We start from the raw sequence: 15,303 nt of genomic DNA on the forward strand, positions 1-15,303 counted from the left end.
AACCATCAGAATATATAAGAGCCTGCTGCTTTAGCGGGTGCAAAGGTAGCCCCCTTTTTTACTTTTCCAAGCCTTTTCCCAAAAGTTTTTTCCCCTTTTCCGTAAGGACCTGGGAACTCGTACGTTGGACAGGGATTTTTTTTCGCCGGCGGGATGGACAGATCGACAGGATGCGCCAGGACCTACAGACCTACACCGGCAACGGGTGCAAATAAGTGACGCTTTTTATCAATTGGGGACTGCCGAGGGACAAGCCATAAAAAAAGCAACCCTAAAGTTGCTAATTTTCTTCTTTTTTTGCCGCCTGGTCTTCGGCTCTCTGAATCCAGAGATCGTCTAGTTTGTCGATGTCCCAAGGCGTGTATGGATTTTGCCTGACCAATCTTCCGCTTTTAAAAGCTCTGTCCAGAATTCCTTCTATAAGATAATCTTCGTTCACCGATTGCGGATCGTAGCCGCGCTTTATATCAATGTCGAACATTTTTCCTGTGTTATTATAGACGAATGCTTTAAATCCGCTTTTGTAATCTTTTATTAAACTATATACGTTTTTGCCCGTTTGTCGGTAGACCAGCTTTACGAGAATCTGGCCTTGTTTGCGGGAAAGCTTTTTGAGCTTGTCTGTGAATTCGTTTTCGATATAATCCTCTACTATTTTGTAATATTTCTTCTTTTCACGGCTGGTTTTAAGTTTAGCCATGTTATTATCGAGCATCGTCAATCGTTCAGAAGCTATTTTGGCAAATGGATACACCTTGTAAACACGGCTCTGTAAAAGCAAATATGCTTTCTGGTCTTCATAGCTTAACTTGTGACGGCTGATAATTACATCGTCAAGATAAATGGTTTCCATAATGGAATCGTTCTCTGAAAGTTGTTCTTCGTTTTCCGGAACCGTGTCTTTCTTAACTTCCTGGGAAGTAATCGTAGCAGTGCCGATAAGAAAAGCAGCAACAAGGATATGGATCTTCATAGCAAGAGGATTGTGCCAAATTTAAAAATTCCGCAGGCAACTGTAGTGCCAAATTTCTATTTTAGCTGAAAATTAAATTAATGAGCAATAAACCTATTTTGACCGAAACTTCAATGGCGTTCCTGGAGCGCTATCTCAATAATGCATCACCCACAGGACATGAAGCCAGCGGACAACGCATCTGGATGGATTACCTGAAACCTTACGTCGATACCTTTATCACAGATACGTACGGAACTGTGGTTGGGGTTGTAAATCCGGAAGCAGCATATAAGGTAGTGATCGAAGGACATTCGGATGAAATTTCATGGTACGTAAATTATATAACGGACAACGGACTTATATATGTTATTAGAAACGGCGGATCAGATCATGTGATAGCACCTTCAAAACGCGTCAACATCCATACTAAAAACGGAATTGTAAAAGGCGTATTCGGATGGCCGGCGATACATACCAGAAACCGCGATAAGGAAGAAAGCCCTAAAATCGACAATATTTTCATCGACATTGGTTGCGAGACAAAAGCCCAGGTTGAGGAAAAAGGCGTCCATGTAGGTTGTGTGATTACGTATCCCGATGAATTCATGGTATTGAACGACAACAAATTCGTATGTCGTGCCATCGACAACAGATTGGGCGGATTTATGATTGCGGAAGTCGGCAGATTACTATCTGAAAACAAAAAGAAACTGCCTTTCGGGTTATATATCACCAATTCCGTACAGGAAGAAGTCGGGCTGCGTGGAGCTGAAATGATTACGAACACCATCAAGCCGAATGTCGCCATCGTGACCGATGTGTGCCACGATACGACTACCCCAATGATCAACAAAAAAATCGAAGGTGAAATCCAGATTGGAAAAGGCCCGGCGATTACGTATGCTCCTGCCGTACAGAACAATCTTCGTGAGCACATTTTAACAACTGCCGACAAGCATAAAATTCCATTCCAGCGACTCGCCTCTTCACGTGTAACCGGAACAGATACCGATGCTTTCGCTTACAGCAACGGCGGTGTGGCTTCTGCCCTGATCTCGCTTCCGTTGCGTTATATGCATACGACTGTTGAAATGGTCCATAAAGACGATGTTGAAAATGTGATCCGATTGATATACGAATCGTTGCTAAGCATTAAAAAAGGAGAGACTTTTAGTTATTACAAATAATCTCAAGGTTAATTCAAATAAAAAAGCATCTGTGTTTAGCAGATGCTTTTTCGTTTCTAACCCTATTAATTATGAATGTAAAATGAAGTTTAAAGTTTGGCAGGCGTAATCAATTTGGTTTCTGACACTGTCTCATCACATATCTTAAGATTCATCGTTTTTGGTTCTTCAAATTCCGTTACCAAACGATCTTTTTCGATTTCAACGATTTTATCGGCTATTTCTAACGGACGATATGCATTTTCAACCGTGTTGTAATCTGTGATCTGATTGCCGTGAACCATTTTCCTGACATGATCCGAATAATCTTCTGTTTTGGATCCGAAGATTTCCGGAGTGTCATCTGTCGGTTTATACTTCTTAAGCTCGCCGGTCTCACGGGCTGCAGTTTTGTTTCCCTGATGCTTTTCGAGTGTTCCGGCAGACAGTACCGAATGTATTCCCAGACTTACCAGAATGGCGAATACGGTTTTAAAAGATTTCATTGAAAGATGATTGATTGAGAAGTGATTGATGATGATTGAAACCCTTGTTATGCTTTTGCTTTAGCTTTTATCAAAGCTATCGATTCTGTGCTTCCGGCGGCTTCTGCCCATTTCAAGGCTGTAAAGCCATTGTCGCTTTTCTCGTCAAGTTTAGCTCCGTTGTCCAGCAGATGCTTCACGATTTCTACACGATTGTAACGAACTGCGATCATTAACGGTGTTAATCCGTTGGAACGTTCATTTACATTTGCGCCGTACTCGATGAATTTTTTGACTATTTCAAAATCTCCCTTTGAAATGGCCATACACAAAGGTGTGGGATTATCGTAGGCAATTGAAAGTTGGGAATTTGAACTGTTTGAAGCTGATACTTCAACTATACCCAATACGCTTAAAAGCGCGATTCCGAAAGTGATGATTGATTTTTTCATGATTGATTGATGATTTAATTGATATGTGAGTAGACGCATCCTTTTCAAAAAACGTTACTGCATCTTTTTTGATTTAACAATTGTTTAACTAACCAGACCTGACAGAAATTAAAAAAGCCCGCTGTTCATGCGGGCTTTACAATTTTTATGCTTTTTTTATTTTTTGAGGTAATCGAGTACATTTTGTTCGATACGATCTTCAATGTTTGCGATATCGGCTTTGACAAACGGTTCACCGAGGATGTTTTCATAAAGTTCGATATATCTTTCTGAAACGCTGTTTACATATTCTTCGGTCATTTCCGGAATCTGCTGGCCTTCTTTTCCCTGAAAGCCATTTGCAATAAGCCACTGTCGGACGAATTCCTTGGACAATTGCTTTTGCGCCTCGCCATTTTGCTGACGTTCTTGATATCCATCAGCATAAAAATAACGCGAGGAATCAGGTGTGTGGATTTCATCGATGAGCACGATTTTTCCGTCTTTCGTCTTTCCGAATTCGTATTTCGTATCAACGAGAATCAATCCGCGGTCAGCAGCGATATTGGTTCCGCGTTGGAAAAGCGCATGCGTATAATTTTCAAGGACACTGTAATCTTCTTCCGAAACAATTGCCTGTGACAGGATTTCTTCCCTTGAAATATCCCTATCGTGTTCCCCGTTGTCCGCTTTTGTGGTTGGAGTTATGATGGGTTGCGGAAACTTGTCGTTCTCCTTCAGTCCTTCCGGCATATAAACACCGCAGATACTTCTTTTGCCTAAAGCATATTCACGCGCCGCATGACCTGACAAATAGCCGCGGATAACCATTTCAACCTTGAAAGGCTCGCACAATTCACCGACGGCAACATTAGGATCCGGAGTTGCAGTAAGCCAGTTCGGAACGATATCTTTAGTCAATTCCATGAATTTGGTGGCAATCTGATTCAGGATTTGTCCTTTATACGGAATTCCTTTCGGAAGAACCACGTCAAAAGCCGAAAGCCTGTCTGTGGCGACCATGACCAATTGATCATCATTGATATTGTATACTTCACGGACTTTTCCGCGATAGACGTTTTTTTGACCAGGGAAATTAAAATCGGTTGTAGTTATGGTATTGCTCATGTGCTGGATTTGAAAACGCAAATTTAGGTTTTATACCGGTTCTTGTGAAATAAAATAACAACACACTACCTTTAAGGCAAATAGCGTTTATTTCCCAATCAACTACCTGTAAAACAACGGGCTGCTTTGTCTATATTTGATCAAACTTATCCGTATGACAACAGCTCCATATACCGGAACCTGGCCTCAATGGCAAAAAATAGCTTTCCGGTTTTGTTTTATTTATTTCGGGTTGTACATCCTGTCCACCTCATTTTCAGATTTCGGCACCCTCATGACCTACCTGACCAAATTCCAGGTGCTGATAGCGGATACGTTAGTATACGGCTTCAACGACCATATACTCCATTTCAAAAAAGAACTTGTTCCGTTAGCCGGCAGCGGTGATACCTCTTACGGCTGGGTACAGTTGATACTTTACCTCATACTGGCTTTCGTGGGAACCATAATCTGGAGCATACTCGATTACAAACGCACAAATTACCGCAAACTTGATTTCGTGCTTTGGAATTCCATCAGGTATTATGTCTGTTTCATGGCGTTTTCTTACGGCATCATAAAGGTTTTCCTGATGCAGATGAGCTTCCCGCTACTGAGCCAGCTTGCTACACCTCTGGGTGATTTTCTTCCAATGCGGCTAAGCTGGATGTTCATTGGCTATTCAAACGGCTATCAGTTTTTTTCAGGGCTTATGGAACTTACTGTCTTTGGCTTGTTGCTTTTCAGGCGCACGGTATTGCTTGGGTTATTCATTGGCCTGGGCGTTTTTGTCAATGTGCTGTTACTGAACCTGTGCTACGACATTCCGGTAAAACTTTTTTCTGCGCACCTGGTCGCTATGTGCCTTTTTCTGATTTCACCTGACCTTACCAGGCTGTACCATTTCTTTATATGCAACCGGACCACGGCCATAAGTGCCAAATATCATTTTTCATCGGCCAGGAAATGGATGCGCGTGACCCGTATAGGCCTTAAGGTTATTTTCTTTGTGATGATTGGCCTTGTTTTCAAGGAAAGTTATGATTATTACGCAGAAAAACCTCCCAAACCATCGCTTTATGGGGTTTACGATGTGGATACCTATGTGAGGAACCGTGACACAATACCGGTACTGGCAAAAGATTCCATTATCTGGAAAGATGTGATTTTCGACCGGTTCAGAATGGTCAGCGTCAATTCGACAGATACCGTATTACGCCAGAATTACCGCCGAGGCTATTTTTATTACAAACAGGATTCGCTCGCAGGCACTTTGGATTGCTACAAATGGGATCATGGCGACAGTACCTATTTGTGGAAAATCAAATATCGTAAGGAAAAAGACAGAATCTACCTCCAATATAAATCAGGAGCAGATTCTATCCGGATAAGCCTCAGGGATAACCATAGGAAATTTCAGCTCGAAAGACGTGAATTCCATTGGTTGTCAGAAAGCAACAGGTAATTACTACCCCTGATGCTCTATAGTCTTATACGCATCGATGACTTTCTTGACCAATCTGTGGCGCACGATGTCCTTATCGTCAAGTGTGATGATTCCGATGCCTTCCGTATCTTTTAAAATCAATAAAGCTTCCTTGAGCCCGGACATCACATTACGTGGCAAATCTATCTGGCCCGGATCTCCGGTAATGATGAATTTGGCATTGCGGCCCATACGAGTCAGGAACATTTTCATCTGCGAATGCGTCGTATTCTGGGCTTCATCAAGGATAACGAATGCATTATCAAGCGTACGTCCGCGCATAAAGGCCAAAGGTGCAATCTGGATAATTCCTTTGAGAATGTAATCCTCAAGCGTCATTGGTGGCAGCATATCGCGCAAGGCATCATAAAGCGGCTGCATATATGGGTCGAGCTTTTCCTTCATGTCGCCCGGAAGAAACCCAAGGTTCTCCCCTGCCTCAACCGCCGGGCGTGTCAATATGATACGCTTCACCTGTTTTTCTTTGAGTGCTTTTACTGCCAGCGCGACACCGGTATAGGTTTTTCCTGTTCCCGCAGGTCCGACAGCGAATACCATGTCGTTTTTGAAAACCGTATCAACAAGCAATTGCTGGTTCGGTGTCATCGCCTTGATAAGCTTCCCGCCAAGACCGTGCACCAGGATTTTATCGTGGTCCGGCATGCGCTGCTCGTCCTGTGACGTGCTTTGGATGACGCGGTCGATTACGTTGGTGTCGATGTTATTGTATCGGGTAAAATGCGCCATCAGACGGTGAAAACGGTTCTCGAACTCGTCGAGTACGTCTTTTTCACCAAATGCCTTGATTGTCGTGCCACGCGCAACGATCTTCAGTTTCGGATAATACTTTTTGATGGTTTCCAGATGGGCATCCTGCGCGCCCCAAAAATCTTTAGGGGCAATATCGCCCAGTTCAATGATTCTCTCGTTCAAACGCCTGCTATTTTAGTTAGAAACATTCGCATTTATTAGTAGATTTGCAGTCAGCCTGACCGTTGCAAAACACCGTATGCGGTCTTCTCAAATTTACTCATTTTGCGGTCGTACCGCGGTTTAGTTATAAACAATTTTATGTCGATAATTACGCTTACCTCAGATTACGGCCTGCGCGATCATTTCGTGGGTGCGTTGAAAGGTAAGATACTGACTGAATTTGCAGAGGCGAAAATCATCGACATTTCCCACGACATCGATCCGTTCAATACCGTAGAAGCCGCTTACATCGTCGAGGCTGCCTATTCCAGTTTTCCAAAAGGTACCGTCCATTTGATTGGAGTCGATATCGAAGCCGGAACGGACAACCGCCATATCGCAATGGAATGGAACGGCCACTTCTTTGTCTGTGCCGATAACGGAATCCTGAGTTTACTGACAGACCGTTTTGTTCCGGAGAAAATCGTATCCATCAACATACACGACCGTTTACCTGAGGGTTCGGCAGATCTTGACGTTTTCGTTACGGTTGCCTGCCACATTGCCAAAGGCGGACAACTCAATGTAATCGGAAGAGAAACGGATAAAATAAAAGAAGTCACGGAATTACGGCCTGTCGTCGGTTCAGACAATGCTTCGATAAAAGGTTATGTGGTTTATATCGACCACTTTGGCAATGTAGTGACCAACATCAGCCGCAAATTATTCAATGAAGTCGGAAAAGGCCGACAATATGAAATTGTGCTGCGGGAATCGCTGAATCGGTTCGGGCTTGGGACGATTCGTCAGATACGCAATAGATATTCGGACATCGTCACGTCAAAAAACCAGAATTACGACGGGGAAAAACTCGCGTTGTTCAATGAAGCGGGCAATCTCGAAATCGCTCTGTACAGAAGCTCACGCATTACAGGCGGCGCATCGACACTCCTCGGATTGGGCTATCGCGACGCCATAACCATAAATTTCCTGTAATGCTCATCCGGATCGTAAAACTTAGCTTTGCAGAAGAAAACATTCCTGCCTTTCTCGAAAATTTCGAGCTGATGAAACAGCGCATACGAAACGCCCATGGAAACCGTTTTCTCGAATTGTACCGCGACCGTGACAATCCGGAAATTTTCTTTACATACAGCTTTTGGGAAACCGAAGAAGATTTGGAGAATTACCGCAAATCTGAGTTATTTTACGATGTGTGGTCGTTCACCAAAAAATTATTCAATGCCAAACCCGAAGCCTGGAGCGTCGACAAACTCACAAGCCTGCCTTAATGAATCCTTTAATCCGAAAGACTTTTTACCTGCTTCCTGTCCAATGGCGCTATTCACTGCGAAGGCTGCTTTATATGCCTCATGACCTGGTTAAAAAGCGTTTGCCGATGGAGCCGCCAAAAGGGATGATCTTTACCGGGCGCGGCGACTTTTTGGAATTGGGAGCCGACTTTTTTCTGAGGTTTGAAAAATACGGAGGCATCACGCCTGACGACACCATTCTGGATATAGGTTCCGGAATAGGAAGAATGGCCGTTCCTTTTACAAAATTCCTTTCCAAAGACGGACAATACGACGGTTTTGACATTGTAAAACAAGGCGTTGACTGGTGTACAAAAAACATAACGACAAAATTCCCCAATTTCCGCTTCAGGTGGATTCCGTTGCGAAACGAACTCTACAATTTAAGTACGGCCGATTCTGCTGCAAGGCTTCGATTCCCATATGCCGACGAACGCTTCGATTTTATATTTCTCACCTCGGTCTTCACGCATATGATGCCTGAAGATGTGGAAAATTATGCTAAAGAAATAAGCCGTGTCATAAAACCGGGCAAACGCTGCATGGCCAGTTTTTTCCTGCTGGATGAAGACAGCGTCCGGTCTATGAAGCAAACCGGACTAAAGAACTTCCCCTATTCCCATGGCCATTATTCTCTTATGGATCTGTCGGTAAAAGAAGCCAATGTTGCCTATCAAAAAGAGTTTATATTTGACCTTTTTGAAAGCCACGGATTTGAGATCGAGCATTTTTTCCGCGGAAGCTGGTCCGGATTGGAATCAACCGAATTAGGAGAACACCAGGATGTTCTGGTTTTGAAGCGGAACATAAAGAATTAACAAAAAACGAATGAAAGTAATCCTGTTAAGAGAAATCAAGTCCTTTTTCGGTTCTGCCGTGGGCTATCTCGTCATCGCTGTTTTTTTGCTGCTCAACGGCCTGTTCCTATGGGTCTTCGACGGTGACTACAATATCCTGCAAAGCGGATTCGCAGACCTCACGCCTTTCTTTACTATTTCACCGTGGATTTTTCTGTTCCTGATTCCGGCCGTTACGATGCGCAGCTTTTCGGACGAAAGAAAACAAGGGACGCTTGAATTGCTATTGACCAAGCCTCTGACGACTTGGCAGATAGTCAATGGAAAATTCTTCGGGGCTTTCCTGCTCATCGTCATTGCCATCTTACCCACGCTCGTCTATGTTCTTGTTCTGAACAAACTTGGCTTGCCGGAAGGAAACGTAGATATGGGAAGCACGATTGGGTCTTATTTCGGGCTGCTGTTTTTGGTGGCAGGTTATACAGCCATTGGGATTTTTTCGAGCGCGCTGACCGAAAACCAGATTGTGGCTTTTATCCTTTCGCTGTTTCTATGCTTCCTGTTTTTCTTCGGATTCTCGTCTCTGGATACGCTTGGAGGCGCCATTTCAGAATGGGTTACCCCTTTGGGAATGTCGGGTCATTTCGAAAGCATGAGCCGCGGAGTGATCGATACGCGTGATGTGGTTTATTTCGTCACTCTGAGCGTCTTTTTCCTTTCACTTACCGTTTTCAGGTTGAACTCATTACAATCAGGCTCATGAAGAAACAGGACAACTTAAAAAAGCTCGCCGTCGTTGCCGTCATCCTGATCGCGCTCAATGTATTTTCGTTCTTCGCATTCAAGCGTTTCGACCTGACGCAGGACAAACGATACACCCTTTCGCAAACCTCGTTTTCGATTCTTGAAGACGTGAAACAACCATTGGTCGTAGATGTGTTCCTCGAAGGCGAGTTTCCCGGTGAATTCCGCAAATTGCAGACAGAAACCCGTCAGTTGCTCGAAGAATTCAAGGCCTATAATTCAAACGTTACGTTCCGGTTCATCAATCCACTAGATGATTCGGAAGGTTCTGACAACGATAAACGCGACCTGATCTACACCATTTTCAAAATGGATAACCCGATCCGGTCGAAACAGGACAAAGCCGAGATCGAGAAAAGCATCAAGGAAATTCCCGATCTGGACAAAGCCCTTATGGATTCCTTCGCCGGAAGCGGCATGATGCCGGCGCGCGTCACCGTAAACGACAAAGGCAAACAATCTGAAGCTGTCGTGTTTCCGTGGGCGATCGCCACATACGAAGGCCGAAGTGTCAAAATTCCGTTACTCAAGAATTCAATGGCGGCTTCCACGGCACAAAAAGTAGTCGGATCTGTCCAACATCTGGAATATGCATTCGCGAATGGCTTCAATACCATTTCCCACGCCAAGGAAAAGAAAGTAGCCGTAATCAAAGGCAATGGCGAGATGCCGGATTTGTTGATGGCCGATTTCATCAAAAATGTGCGCGAGAATTATTTCATCGGGACATTTACACTCGATTCCGTTGCCAAACAACCGACCCAAACCCTCGAGTACCTGAAGAAATACGATCTTGCCGTCATAACCAAACCATCTGAAACGTTTACCGATGCCGAAAAGCAGGTACTGGACCAGTTTGTGATCAACGGCGGAAAAACCCTTTGGCTTGTGGATGAAGTCCAGATCGAGATGGATTCGCTTATGACAGACGGACAGACACTTGCGTTTCCGCGCGACCTCAACCTGGCCGATATGTTCTTCAAATATGGTTTCAGGATCAATCCGACACTTGTCAAAGACCTTCAGGCTGCACCCATCGCACTCGCAACGGGACAACAGGGAAGCGCGGCCCAATATACCCAATATCCGTGGTATTACTCGCCTTTGATATTCCCTGATGGAAACAACAATCCAATTGTCAGTCACCTCGACGCCATAAAGTTTGAATTCGCCAATGGAATCGACACCTTGAAGAACGGGATTAAAAAATCGGTTCTTTTGAAATCTTCGGTGTATTCAAAAACCGTCGGCACACCTGTGGAAGTCAATCTCAACATGGTTGAAGAGCGGCCGGATCCGAGCCAATTCAAGAATACCGGAAATATTCCTGTGGCCGTATTGCTTGAAGGAAAGTTCCATTCGGTATTTGAAAACCGCGTGCTGCCGTTCAAGGACAAAACGTTTGCAACGGAAGGAAAGCCTTCTAAAATGATCGTCATCTCAGATGGTGATGTGATCCGCAACCAACTCGACAAGAACTACCAGCCCATGGAGCTTGGTTATGACAAATGGACGAACCAGCTCTATGCAAACAAGGAATTCCTCTCGAATTGCGTCAATTACCTGCTCGACGACAACGGACTTATCAACATTCGCAGCAAGGAAGTGAACCTGCCGGTGCTCGATCCGCAAAAAGTGTATGGGGCGTATGACCGTTCCCAATTCATTACGGTCGGAGCGCCAATCGTTTTGCTTGTGGTTGCCGGTGCGGTTTTCACCTTTTTGAGACGCCGCCGATACGCGAAATAGTGTTAATAAAATTTCTTTTGCCATTAGGCAGATTCAAATATATTTGTGTGGCTTTGGAACCTGTGTCCGAGCGCTAAAAACCAACCATAATTGCTCATGAAATTCATTGTATCGAGTTCTTACCTGCTCAAGCAGCTTCAGGTTTTAGGAAGTGTCATCAACAGCAACAATACCTTGCCGATTTTGGACAATTTCCTGTTCGAACTGGACAATTCATCCCTTACGGTTTCTGCATCAGATTTGGAAACCACTATGTCTGCCACGCTTGAAATCGATTCAAACAGCACCGGAAGCGTTGCCGTTCCTGCAAAATTATTGCTTGAAATACTCAAGACATTCCCGGAACAGCCGCTGACGTTTACCGTAGAATCCAACAATACTATTGAAATCAGTTCCAATTCCGGAAAATATGCCTTGGCTTATGCTTCCGGCGATGAATTCCCGAAATCGGTCCAGCTCGACAATCCTTCGACTACGCTTGTCCCTGCCGATGTGTTGGCGACTGCCATTTCAAAAACGATATTCGCTGCCGGAAACGATGATTTGCGTCCGGTAATGTCCGGTGTTTTGTTCCAGTTTTCACCTAACGGACTGACCTTTGTGGCTACGGATGCGCACAAACTCGTGAAATATGCGCGTACCGATGTGACTGCATCTGAAGTTGCCGATTTCATCATGCCGAAGAAACCGCTTAACATCCTCAAAAGTATTTTGGGTGGTTCCGATGCCGAAGTCAAAATCGAGTATAACGATTCGAATGCTACGTTCTCTTTCGATAATTATGTGCTGACTTGCCGCCTTATCGATGGAAAATACCCGAATTATGAAGCGGTGATCCCCAAAGAAAACCCGAACAAGCTGCAGATCGACAGGACGCAATTCCAGAGTTCGGTGCGTCGCGTGGCTATTTTCGCCAACAAGACCACGCACCAGATCCGACTCAAGATTGCCGGTGCCGAACTCAATATTTCTGCAGAAGACATCGATTATTCGAACAAAGCCGAAGAAAGACTCACGTGTGATTACCAGGGCGATGACTTACAGATCGGCTTCAATTCACGTTTCCTGACCGAAATGTTGTCAAACCTGCAATCGGACATGATTCTTTTGGAAATGTCTTTGCCAAACCGAGCCGGAATCCTTACGCCTATCGACGGACTTGATGAAGGCGAAAGCGTTACTATGCTGGTCATGCCGGTCATGCTCAACAATTAAATACCAACTTTACATACTTTGAAAATCCGCTCTCCAAAGCGGATTTTTTATTTCCGGACGATTGGCAACATTTATGCGGATCCATTGTTTATAAACCAACTCTTACATATGTCTTGCAGGAATATTTTTCAAAATACGGTATTGGTATTGTACGTTTTATGGGTTCTTTTTGCATTTAATTGGTTCGGTTCCGGATCATCGAACTATCCTGATTCGTGTGGTGCGGCAAACGGGGCTTTGATTGTGCTCACTTTCTTTATTTACATTGGCGTTACTACAATCTTCTTTATAAGTGTTGCGTTGAGCAAGGGAAATAATAACCGAAACCTATACATTAAGTTACTCTCTGTAATTTTATTTCCCTGGATTTTGGCATTATATCATCTCTTTACTTAAATGCCGTGAAATTGAATAGAAAAACAGTTGAATTTGGATTCTCAAAAACCTAAATGAAGCACATCAGGTTAAGCAGATATAATCTGTGACATTTTTTTTTAAAATAATTTTTTGTCACACTCTCTGTGACATTTTTTTAAAATTTATTTTTTTTGTCACATCTTCTGTGACACTTTTTTATTTAATTTTTTTTTGTCACAAAATATCATAGCGAGAACGAATGCCAGGTTTGGGCAGTTGTTTCTAAACATTTCATCGGCCAAACTTCATCAAAAGAATTATTTCTGTAACTTCCCTATCCAAAATCAGTTAGCATTGGCGGAACCGAAAAGCCTTACGAGTAGGAAAACCTAACAATAAATACCTATGATTAAAAATGTCGTGGCGGTAGCCGTATGTCTTGCAACCTTTATCGCCAGCGCCCAACGATTGGGAAAATTTAGTGCCGATGCCGGAAAACAATCCGTTATGGGCAAAGAAGTCCGTGTGCCTTACACCGATATCAAGAGTTATTTTGGATATATCAAACCCGGATCGGCTCCAGATGAAACCAAGAACGGAAAAAAGATGTACTATATGTATGTGTGGATTCCCGTTGCCGCACCTGAAATTGGCGTACGAATGGTCTCGCCTATTCCGGAAGGATTCAAACCTGCCGATACCGACTATCTTTCTGCCGATTATTCCACCAATGCATCAGACACTAAAAGTTATTTCGACACTTGGGTAACGTTCGAACGAGCCGAAGGCATCCTCAAAATCGAAGATGTGGCCGCAAAAGCAAAATCGGCCAAATGGATTACGATCGATTCGAATGATGATTCAGGTGAATTGCCGGCCCAACCATCGGGAAGCAAATATAATTCGCTCATCCGTGTCACGAGCAGCACATCGGACCCGACAAAATCTTTGGTGATGGGCTTATACCGGATTGGTTTCACCACCTACAAAAAAGGTGAAGTCCAGGGAAGTTTCCTTGCCCAGATTGGAGCTCCAGTCGCATTGCCCGGAATAGCAATCGCCGCTAAACCCGAAGATGTGTCAAAAGCAGTCAAAAAATAAATTCGGTAGTTTGGATAAACAAAAAGCGGAAGGTGAATCTTCCGCTTTTTTTATTTGGCAACGCGGATGAGTTTCTTGTTCACGAATTCCTCAATTCCCAGAGCAGATAATTCACGCCCGTAACCCGATCGCTTGGTTCCGCCGAATGGTAAATCCGGTCGCGATGCGAGATTCTCATTGATGAAAATCATCCCGGTATCCATTTGATTGGCCACGTTGATTGCCCTCTCTTTGTTCTTGCTGAATACGGCTCCGCCCAAACCAAATCCGGTATCGTTTGCCAAAGCGATGGCAGCGGCTTCGTCTTTCACGCTGTAGAATGAAGCGACAGGGCCAAAAAGTTCTTCGTGATAGGCCGGCATTTCTTTAGTGATTCCGGTTATAATCGTGAATTCGTAAAAAGCTCCTTCCCTTTTGATACGCTTACCGCCGACGAGAATTCTGGCTCCGGCTTTTACAGTTGCTTTTACCTGTTTGTCCAGATTTTTGAGTGCTTCTTCACTGACCATCGGACCAATCTGCGTAGTCTTGTCCATAGGATCGCCAACTTTGAGACCGATGAGTTTCTGGCGGAATTTCTCTAAAAATTCATCGGCGACTTTTTGAAGGACTATAATCCGTTTGGCAGATGTACAAGCCTGTCCCGTATTTGAAAAACGGCCGAGAAAAGCTTTTTCCACAGCCAGGTCTACATCGGCATCATCAAGCACAATAAAAGCATCGCTTCCACCGAGTTCCAATACCGATTTTTTGAGATTTTTCCCGGCAGCTTCGGCCAGGCTCGAACCAGCAGCCTCGCTTCCGGTCAGCGATAATCCGGCGATTCTTGGATCGGCTGCGAGTTTGGCGATTCGTTTTCCGGACAGATACAAATTGGTAAAAACACCTTCAGGCGCGCCTGCATCCTTAAACAATTTTTCAATCATCGCTGCACACTGGGGAACATTTGAAGCGTGTTTGAGGCAGACGACATTTCCGGCCATCACATTCGGCGCAGCCAATCGCGCCACCTGGTTATACGGATAGTTCCAAGGCTCAACGGCGAGGATAATACCGATTGGCGACAAACGCACGAATGCCTTTCCGTCCGGGATTTCTATAGGCCTGTCTTTTAGAAAAGCCGATGAATTCTTTGCATAGTATTCATAGACAGAGGCACACATCTCGACTTCCGCCTCACTTTGCGCGATGAGTTTTCCCATTTCAAGCGTAATCAGGGCAGCGAGTTCGGCTTTGCGTTTTCGCATGAGGCTCGCCACTTCAAGAAGTAATGCGGAGCGTTCGGCTATAGTGGTATTTCTCCAGCTTTGAAAGGCTTTATGGGCCTTTGCGAGTTTCTTTTCGAGTTGGACATCAGAAAGTTCGTCGAATGTTTTGACCACTTTATTAGTGTATGGATTGGTGGTTTGGATCACGGAGATTATT

15 protein-coding genes are annotated in these 15,303 nt (G+C 44.2%); 9 read left to right on the top strand and 6 right to left on the bottom strand.

The genetic code is table 11. The features are described 5' to 3' along the window. Window positions 1-280 precede the first annotated feature (280 nt). A complete protein-coding gene (locus tag G6047_RS02400) occupies window positions 281-973 on the bottom strand; it encodes a DUF4294 domain-containing protein (RefSeq protein WP_169525880.1) in 693 nt (230 codons plus the stop codon). 80 nt (window positions 974-1,053) lie between these two features. Between G6047_RS02400 and G6047_RS02405 the strand changes: the two genes are divergently transcribed. Next, window positions 1,054-2,142 (top strand): M42 family metallopeptidase, encoded by a 1,089-nt coding sequence (locus tag G6047_RS02405; RefSeq protein ID WP_169525881.1) that lies wholly within the window; start codon window positions 1,054-1,056, stop codon window positions 2,140-2,142. Window positions 2,143-2,231: 89 nt separating this feature from the next. Here the strand turns inward: G6047_RS02405 and G6047_RS02410 are convergent, their stop codons facing one another. The 3 genes from G6047_RS02410 to G6047_RS02420 form a co-directional block, all read right to left on the bottom strand. Then, complete coding sequence (locus tag G6047_RS02410) at window positions 2,232-2,627, bottom strand: hypothetical protein (protein ID WP_169525882.1); 396 nt, start codon at window positions 2,625-2,627, stop codon at window positions 2,232-2,234. 47 nt (window positions 2,628-2,674) lie between these two features. Next, window positions 2,675-3,058, bottom strand: coding sequence for an ankyrin repeat domain-containing protein (locus G6047_RS02415; RefSeq protein WP_169525883.1), 384 nt, complete (start codon window positions 3,056-3,058; stop codon window positions 2,675-2,677). Window positions 3,059-3,214: 156 nt separating this feature from the next. Beyond that, a complete protein-coding gene (locus G6047_RS02420) occupies window positions 3,215-4,165 on the bottom strand; it encodes a phosphoribosylaminoimidazolesuccinocarboxamide synthase (RefSeq protein WP_169525884.1) in 951 nt (316 codons plus the stop codon). A gap of 154 nt (window positions 4,166-4,319) precedes the next feature. On the opposite strand from G6047_RS02420, the gene G6047_RS02425 reads away from it, so the two are divergent. Then, a complete protein-coding gene (locus G6047_RS02425; RefSeq protein WP_169525885.1) occupies window positions 4,320-5,609 on the top strand; it encodes a hypothetical protein in 1,290 nt (429 codons plus the stop codon). A gap of 3 nt (window positions 5,610-5,612) precedes the next feature. On the opposite strand, the gene G6047_RS02430 is transcribed toward G6047_RS02425, so the two are convergent. Next, window positions 5,613-6,563, bottom strand: a complete 951-nt coding sequence (locus tag G6047_RS02430) for a PhoH family protein (protein ID WP_169525886.1) — start codon at window positions 6,561-6,563, stop codon at window positions 5,613-5,615. Between the two features lie 138 nt (window positions 6,564-6,701). Here G6047_RS02430 and G6047_RS02435 point away from each other — a divergent pair, with 138 nt between their 5' ends. The 7 genes from G6047_RS02435 to G6047_RS02465 all read left to right on the top strand — a co-directional run bounded on the left by G6047_RS02435 (window position 6,702) and on the right by G6047_RS02465 (window position 13,878). Continuing rightward, entirely contained in the window at window positions 6,702-7,538 is an 837-nt protein-coding gene (locus tag G6047_RS02435; protein WP_169525887.1) for an SAM hydrolase/SAM-dependent halogenase family protein, read from the top strand. Continuing rightward, the gene (locus G6047_RS02440) at window positions 7,538-7,834 is read left to right on the top strand and encodes a putative quinol monooxygenase (protein ID WP_169525888.1); all 297 of its coding nucleotides are present in this window, start codon (window positions 7,538-7,540) and stop codon (window positions 7,832-7,834) included. The genes G6047_RS02435 and G6047_RS02440 overlap by 1 nt, the downstream gene beginning before the upstream one ends. Beyond that, the gene (locus tag G6047_RS02445) at window positions 7,834-8,673 is read left to right on the top strand and encodes a class I SAM-dependent methyltransferase (protein ID WP_169525889.1); all 840 of its coding nucleotides are present in this window, start codon (window positions 7,834-7,836) and stop codon (window positions 8,671-8,673) included. Before G6047_RS02440 ends, G6047_RS02445 begins: the two co-directional genes overlap by 1 nt. 10 nt (window positions 8,674-8,683) lie before the next feature. Beyond that, complete coding sequence (gldF, locus tag G6047_RS02450; RefSeq protein WP_169525890.1) at window positions 8,684-9,415, top strand: gliding motility-associated ABC transporter permease subunit GldF; 732 nt, start codon at window positions 8,684-8,686, stop codon at window positions 9,413-9,415. Then, entirely contained in the window at window positions 9,412-11,205 is a 1,794-nt protein-coding gene (gene gldG, locus G6047_RS02455; RefSeq protein WP_169525891.1) for a gliding motility-associated ABC transporter substrate-binding protein GldG, read from the top strand. The genes gldF and gldG overlap by 4 nt, the downstream gene beginning before the upstream one ends. 96 nt (window positions 11,206-11,301) lie before the next feature. Continuing rightward, complete coding sequence (gene dnaN / locus G6047_RS02460; RefSeq protein ID WP_169525892.1) at window positions 11,302-12,420, top strand: DNA polymerase III subunit beta; 1,119 nt, start codon at window positions 11,302-11,304, stop codon at window positions 12,418-12,420. A gap of 762 nt (window positions 12,421-13,182) precedes the next feature. Next, window positions 13,183-13,878, top strand: a complete 696-nt coding sequence (locus tag G6047_RS02465; RefSeq protein ID WP_169525893.1) for a LipL32 family surface lipoprotein — start codon at window positions 13,183-13,185, stop codon at window positions 13,876-13,878. Window positions 13,879-13,928: 50 nt separating this feature from the next. Here the strand turns inward: G6047_RS02465 and G6047_RS02470 are convergent, their stop codons facing one another. Continuing rightward, window positions 13,929-15,293: an NAD-dependent succinate-semialdehyde dehydrogenase gene (locus tag G6047_RS02470; RefSeq protein ID WP_169525894.1), complete on the bottom strand. Its 1,365-nt coding sequence runs from the start codon at window positions 15,291-15,293 to the stop codon at window positions 13,929-13,931. Window positions 15,294-15,303: the final 10 nt, after the last annotated feature.

The sequence above is a fragment of the Flavobacterium silvaticum genome, from assembly GCF_012911565.1.
Lineage (GTDB): Bacteria > Bacteroidota > Bacteroidia > Flavobacteriales > Flavobacteriaceae > Flavobacterium > Flavobacterium silvaticum.

Coding starts and splice junctions, on each gene's coding strand:
- gldF (WP_169525890.1), top strand. CDS start 8,684: ATGAAAGTAATCCTGTTAAGAGAAATCAAGTCCTTTTTCGGTTCTGCC.
- G6047_RS02420 (WP_169525884.1), bottom strand. CDS start 4,165: ATGAGCAATACCATAACTACAACCGATTTTAATTTCCCTGGTCAAAAA.
- gldG (WP_169525891.1), top strand. CDS start 9,412: ATGAAGAAACAGGACAACTTAAAAAAGCTCGCCGTCGTTGCCGTCATC.
- G6047_RS02435 (WP_169525887.1), top strand. CDS start 6,702: ATGTCGATAATTACGCTTACCTCAGATTACGGCCTGCGCGATCATTTC.
- G6047_RS02400 (WP_169525880.1), bottom strand. CDS start 973: ATGAAGATCCATATCCTTGTTGCTGCTTTTCTTATCGGCACTGCTACG.
- G6047_RS02410 (WP_169525882.1), bottom strand. CDS start 2,627: ATGAAATCTTTTAAAACCGTATTCGCCATTCTGGTAAGTCTGGGAATA.
- dnaN (WP_169525892.1), top strand. CDS start 11,302: ATGAAATTCATTGTATCGAGTTCTTACCTGCTCAAGCAGCTTCAGGTT.
- G6047_RS02445 (WP_169525889.1), top strand. CDS start 7,834: ATGAATCCTTTAATCCGAAAGACTTTTTACCTGCTTCCTGTCCAATGG.
- G6047_RS02440 (WP_169525888.1), top strand. CDS start 7,538: ATGCTCATCCGGATCGTAAAACTTAGCTTTGCAGAAGAAAACATTCCT.
- G6047_RS02415 (WP_169525883.1), bottom strand. CDS start 3,058: ATGAAAAAATCAATCATCACTTTCGGAATCGCGCTTTTAAGCGTATTG.
- G6047_RS02425 (WP_169525885.1), top strand. CDS start 4,320: ATGACAACAGCTCCATATACCGGAACCTGGCCTCAATGGCAAAAAATA.
- G6047_RS02465 (WP_169525893.1), top strand. CDS start 13,183: ATGATTAAAAATGTCGTGGCGGTAGCCGTATGTCTTGCAACCTTTATC.
- G6047_RS02405 (WP_169525881.1), top strand. CDS start 1,054: ATGAGCAATAAACCTATTTTGACCGAAACTTCAATGGCGTTCCTGGAG.